At 62.5% G+C, this 4,897-nt stretch carries 4 protein-coding genes; all 4 read right to left on the reverse strand.

What is annotated here, in order from left to right; all coding sequences use genetic code 11:
* Window positions 1–88: 88 nt before the first annotated feature.
* The 4 genes from pyk to hyi all read right to left on the reverse strand — a co-directional run bounded on the left by pyk (window position 89) and on the right by hyi (window position 4,768).
* The gene (gene pyk, locus QMX98_RS32350) at window positions 89–1,504 is read right to left on the reverse strand and encodes a pyruvate kinase (RefSeq protein WP_010456886.1); all 1,416 of its coding nucleotides are present in this window, start codon (window positions 1,502–1,504) and stop codon (window positions 89–91) included.
* Complete coding sequence (locus QMX98_RS32355; RefSeq protein ID WP_282411962.1) at window positions 1,494–2,774, reverse strand: glycerate kinase; 1,281 nt, start codon at window positions 2,772–2,774, stop codon at window positions 1,494–1,496. Before QMX98_RS32355 ends, pyk begins: the two co-directional genes overlap by 11 nt.
* A gap of 153 nt (window positions 2,775–2,927) precedes the next feature.
* Window positions 2,928–3,818: a 2-hydroxy-3-oxopropionate reductase gene (locus QMX98_RS32360; RefSeq protein ID WP_282411963.1), complete on the reverse strand. Its 891-nt coding sequence runs from the start codon at window positions 3,816–3,818 to the stop codon at window positions 2,928–2,930.
* 167 nt (window positions 3,819–3,985) lie between these two features.
* Entirely contained in the window at window positions 3,986–4,768 is a 783-nt protein-coding gene (gene hyi / locus QMX98_RS32365; protein ID WP_010456880.1) for a hydroxypyruvate isomerase, read from the reverse strand.
* Window positions 4,769–4,897: the final 129 nt, after the last annotated feature.

Genomic DNA, 4,897 nt, shown 5'->3' on the forward strand with positions numbered 1-4,897 from the left:
CTCCTACAGGGTTTGCATCGTGCCAAATATCGGGATCACGCAAATCCTGTAGGAGCGAGGCTTGCCCGCGAAAAGGCCGGTAAGGACGCTAAATCAAGGTCTCGATACGCAACGAGTTAGTCGACCCCGGTTGCCCAAACGGCACACCCGCCGTGATCAACAAGGTATCCCCGCGTTGCGCCATGCCTTGGGCCTGCGCGATCTCCAGCGCCGTCGAACACACTTCATCCACTTGCCGCAGCCTGTCATTGACCACCGAGTGCACCCCCCACGCCACCGTCAAGCGGCGCGCCGTTTGCAGGTTCGGCGTCAGGTTCAGGATCGGCACCGTCGGCCGTTCCCGCGCCGCACGCAGGCTCGACGTCCCGGACTCGCTGTAGTTCACCAGCACCGCCACCGGCAGCACGTTACTGATGCGACGAATCGCACAGCTGATCGCATCGGAAACCGTCGCCTCGGCCTTCGGCCGGCTCACGTCCAGTTGCGCCTGATAATCCGGGCCGTTTTCCACTTGGCGAATGATCTTGCTCATCATTTGCACGGCTTCCAGCGGGTACTCGCCCGAGGCGGTTTCCGCCGACAGCATCACCGCATCGGCCCCTTCAGCCACGGCGTTGGCCACATCCGTGACTTCGGCGCGGGTCGGGGCCGGGGAGAAGCGCATCGATTCGAGCATCTGCGTCGCCACTACCACCGGTTTGCCGAGTTCGCGGCAGAGGCTGATGATGTTTTTCTGGATCTGCGGCACGCTTTCCGCCGGCACTTCCACGCCCAGGTCACCGCGAGCGACCATGATCGCATCGCTCAACTCGGCGATTTCCCGCAGCTGAGTCACCGCCGATGGCTTCTCGATCTTGGCCATCAAGAACGCCTTGTCGCCGATCAGTTCCCGGGCTTCGCGGATGTCTTCAGGACGCTGCACGAACGACAGCGCAACCCAGTCCACACCCAGCTCCAGACCGAAGCTCAAATCGCGGCGATCCTTGGCGGTCAGCGGGCTCAGTTCCAGCACCGCTTGGGGCACGTTCACGCCTTTGCGGTCCGAGAGTTCGCCGCCGTTGAGCACCGTGGTGTCAATGGCGTCGGCGTATTTGGTGACCACGCGCAGACGCAGCTTGCCGTCGTCCAGCAGCAGGTCCATGCCGGGCTCGAGTGCGGCGATGATTTCCGGATGCGGCAGGTTGACCCGGCGCTGATCGCCCGGCGTCGGGTCGAGGTCCAGGCGCAGGGCCTGGCCGCGATGCAGTTGCACCTTGCCCTCGGCGAATTTGCCGACCCGCAGCTTCGGGCCTTGCAGGTCCATCAGAATGCCCAAGGGGTAATTGAGCTGGCGCTCGACTTCACGAATCCACTGATAGCGCTGCGCGTGGTCAGCGTGATCGCCGTGGCTGAAGTTCAGGCGAAAGATGTTGACCCCGGCCTGCACCAGCTCACGGATGTCATCGATCCCGTCGGTGGCTGGGCCAAGGGTGGCGAGGATTTTGACCTTTTTATCAGGCGTCATTGTTAGGGCTCTCGAGGATCAGGATGGCGCGGAAGTCGTTGACGTTGGTGCGGGTCGGTTCGGTGACGATCAATGCGTCCAGCGCCTCGAAATAGCCGTAGCCATTGTTGTTGTCCAACTCGTCGCTGGCGCTCAGGCCGAGGGCGGCGGCGCGGGCGTAGCTGTCCGGGGTCATGATCGCGCCGGCGTTGTCTTCGGAACCGTCGATGCCGTCGGTGTCACCGGCCAGGGCGTAGACACCGGGCAGGCCTTTGAGGCTGTCGGTCAGGCTCAGCAGGAATTCGGCGTTGCGTCCGCCACGGCCATTGCCGCGCACGGTGACGGTGGTTTCGCCGCCCGACAAAATCACGCAGGGCGCCGCCAATGGTTGGCCATGCAGGACCACTTGCCGGGCGATGCCGGCATGAACCTTGGCCACTTCGCGGGATTCGCCTTCCAGGTCGCCGAGGATCAGCGGGCTGAAACCGGCCTGGCGCGCTTTCACGGCCGCCGCTTCAAGCGATTGCTGGGGGCGGGCGATCAACTGGAAGTGACTGCGCGCCAGGCTCGGATCGCCGGGCTTGACCGTCTCCGATTCCGGGCTCTGCAGCCAGGTTCGGACCGAGGCAGGGACGTCGATGCCGTAGCGTTTGAGGATCGCCAGGGCTTCGGGCGACGTGCTCGGGTCGGCCACGGTGGGGCCGGACGCGATGACGGTGGCGAGGTCGCCCGGCACATCGGAAATCGCGTAGGTATAAACAGTGGCCGGCCAGCAGGCCTTGCCGAGGCGGCCGCCTTTGATCGCCGAGAGGTGCTTGCGCACGCAATTCATCTCGCCGATGGTCGCGCCAGACTTGAGCAGGGCTTTGTTGATCGACTGCTTGTCGGCGAGGGTGATGCCGGCGGCCGGCAAGGCCAGCAGGGCAGAACCGCCGCCCGAGAGCAGGAAGATCACGCGGTCGTCTTCGCTCAGGTTACTGACCAGTTCAAACACGCGCTTGGCGACGGCTTGACCGGCTGCGTCCGGCACCGGGTGAGCCGCTTCGACGACTTCGATTTTTTCGCATGGGGCGCCGTGGCCGTAACGGGTGACCACCAGACCGCTGACTTCACCCTGCCAGCAACGCTCGACCACCTGCGCCATGGCGGCCGCGGCTTTGCCGGCGCCAATGACAATCACCCGACCGCTGCGATCTGTGGGCAAATGGGCTTCGAGGACTTGCTGCGGATGGGCGGCGTCGATGGCTGTGGCGAACAGCTCGCGCAGGAATTGTTGCGGATCGACCGACATGGCGGGCTCCCGGAATTCTTGTTATTTGAAGGTGCAACTCAGATCCCTGTGGGAGCTAACCTGCTAGCGAATGCGGTGTGTCAGCCAACATAGATGTTGAATGTGAAACCGCTTTCGCGAGCAGGCTCGCTCCCACAGGGTTTTGGGCAGGGCTTACTTATCGCGAATCGAGAAGTTCGCCATGTGTTCCAGGCCCTTGATCAGCGCCGAGTGGTCCCAGTTGCTGCCGCCGATGGCTGCGCAGGTGCTGAACACTTGCTGGGCGTTGGCGGTGTTCGGCAGGTTGATGTTCAGCTCTTTGGCACCTTGCAGAGCCAAGTTCAGGTCCTTCTGGTGCAGGCTGATGCGGAAGCCCGGGTCGAAGGTACCTTTGATCATGCGCTCGCCGTGCACTTCGAGGATCTTCGAGGAGGCGAAACCACCCATCAGCGCTTCACGGACCTTGGCGGGATCGGCACCGTTTTTCGCGGCGAACAGCAGTGCTTCGGCCACGGCCTGAATGTTCAGCGCGACGATGATCTGGTTCGCCACTTTCGCGGTCTGACCGTCGCCGTTACCACCGACCAAGGTGATGTTCTTGCCCATGGCCTGGAACAGCGGCAGCGCGCGTTCGAAGGCATCGGCATCACCGCCGACCATGATGCTCAGGGTCGCGGCCTTGGCGCCGACTTCACCGCCGGACACTGGCGCGTCGAGGTATTGAGCGCCTTTTTCGCTGACCTTGGCCGCGAATGCCTTGGTAGCCGTCGGCGAGATCGAGCTCATGTCGATAACGATTTTGCCTTTGCCCACGCCGGCCGCAACGCCATCGGCGCGGAACAGCACGTCGTCGACCTGCGGGGTATCCGGCACCATGATGATGATGACTTCAGCTTCCTGGGCGACTTCTTTCGGGTTCGCCAGGGCGACGGCGCCACCGGCAATCAGGTCGGCCGGGGCGGCGTCGTGGTGCGCCGACAGGAACAGGCTGTGACCGGCTTTCTGCAGGTTCAACGCCATTGGGTGGCCCATGATGCCGGTGCCGATAAATCCGATTTTAGCCATGAGAAATTCCTCTTGTTTTTATTGCTCTGTTCGCAAAATTCGTGGGTGTCGGCGAGGACGCCTTCGCGGGCGAGCCTCGCTCCTACGGGTACGTGTCTGTCGCCCTGTTGCGTATCAACCTGATCCTGTAGGAGCGAGGCTTGCCCGCGAAGAACGATGACGCGGTATCAGATCGCGTTGTGGGTTTTCAGCCAGCCCAGGCCCGCTTCAGTGGTGGTCAGCGGTTTGTATTCACAACCAACCCAACCCTGATAACCGATGCGGTCCAAGTGTTCGAACAGGAAGCGGTAGTTGATTTCACCGGTGCCCGGTTCGTTGCGCCCCGGGTTATCGGCCAACTGGATGTGGTTGATCTCGCCCAGGTGCGCAGCCATGGTGCGGGCCAGGTCGCCCTCCATGATTTGCATGTGATAGATGTCGTATTGCAGGAACAGATTGGCGCTGCCGACCTGTTCGCGAATCGACAGGGCTTGCGCCGTGTTGTTCAGGTAGAAACCCGGGATGTCGCGGGTGTTAATCGCTTCCATCACCAGTTTGATGCCCGCCGCTTGCAGCTTGTCGGCGGCGTACTTGAGGTTGGCGACGAAGGTTTTTTCCACGGTGGCATCGTCGACACCTTGTGGACGAATACCCGCCAGGCAGTTGACCTGGGTGTTGCCCAACACTTTTGCGTAAGCGATTGCCAGATCGACACCGGCGCGGAACTCTTCAACCCGGTCCGGCAGGCACGCGATACCGCGTTCGCCCTTTGCCCAGTCACCGGCCGGCAGGTTGAACAGCACTTGGGTCAGGCCGTTGGCGTCGAGCTTGGCCTTGATCTCGGCAGAGCTGAAGTCGTAGGGGAACAGGTACTCGACACCACTGAAGCCGGCCTTGGCGGCCGCTTCGAAACGGGCAAGAAAATCCTGCTCAGTGAACAGCATGGACAGGTTGGCTGCGAAACGCGGCATGGTGGTCTCCCGTAAATTTGTGCAGTCCCCTGTGGGTGCGAGCCTGTGTGGCGAGGGAGCTTGCTCCCGCTCGGCTGCGAAGCAGTCGCAAAGCTTTTGGGGCCGCTTCGCGACCCAGCGGGAGCAAGC

This window comes from Pseudomonas sp. PS02303 (assembly GCF_029959925.1).
GTDB lineage: Bacteria > Pseudomonadota > Gammaproteobacteria > Pseudomonadales > Pseudomonadaceae > Aquipseudomonas > Aquipseudomonas mandelii.

What these genes read in the sequence shown, in the direction of transcription:
- pyk (WP_010456886.1), bottom strand. Translation starts at nt 1,504, where the DNA reads ATGACGCCTGATAAAAAGGTCAAAATCCTCGCCACCCTTGGCCCAGCC.
- QMX98_RS32355 (WP_282411962.1), bottom strand. Translation starts at nt 2,774, where the DNA reads ATGTCGGTCGATCCGCAACAATTCCTGCGCGAGCTGTTCGCCACAGCC.
- QMX98_RS32360 (WP_282411963.1), bottom strand. Translation starts at nt 3,818, where the DNA reads ATGGCTAAAATCGGATTTATCGGCACCGGCATCATGGGCCACCCAATG.
- hyi (WP_010456880.1), bottom strand. Translation starts at nt 4,768, where the DNA reads ATGCCGCGTTTCGCAGCCAACCTGTCCATGCTGTTCACTGAGCAGGAT.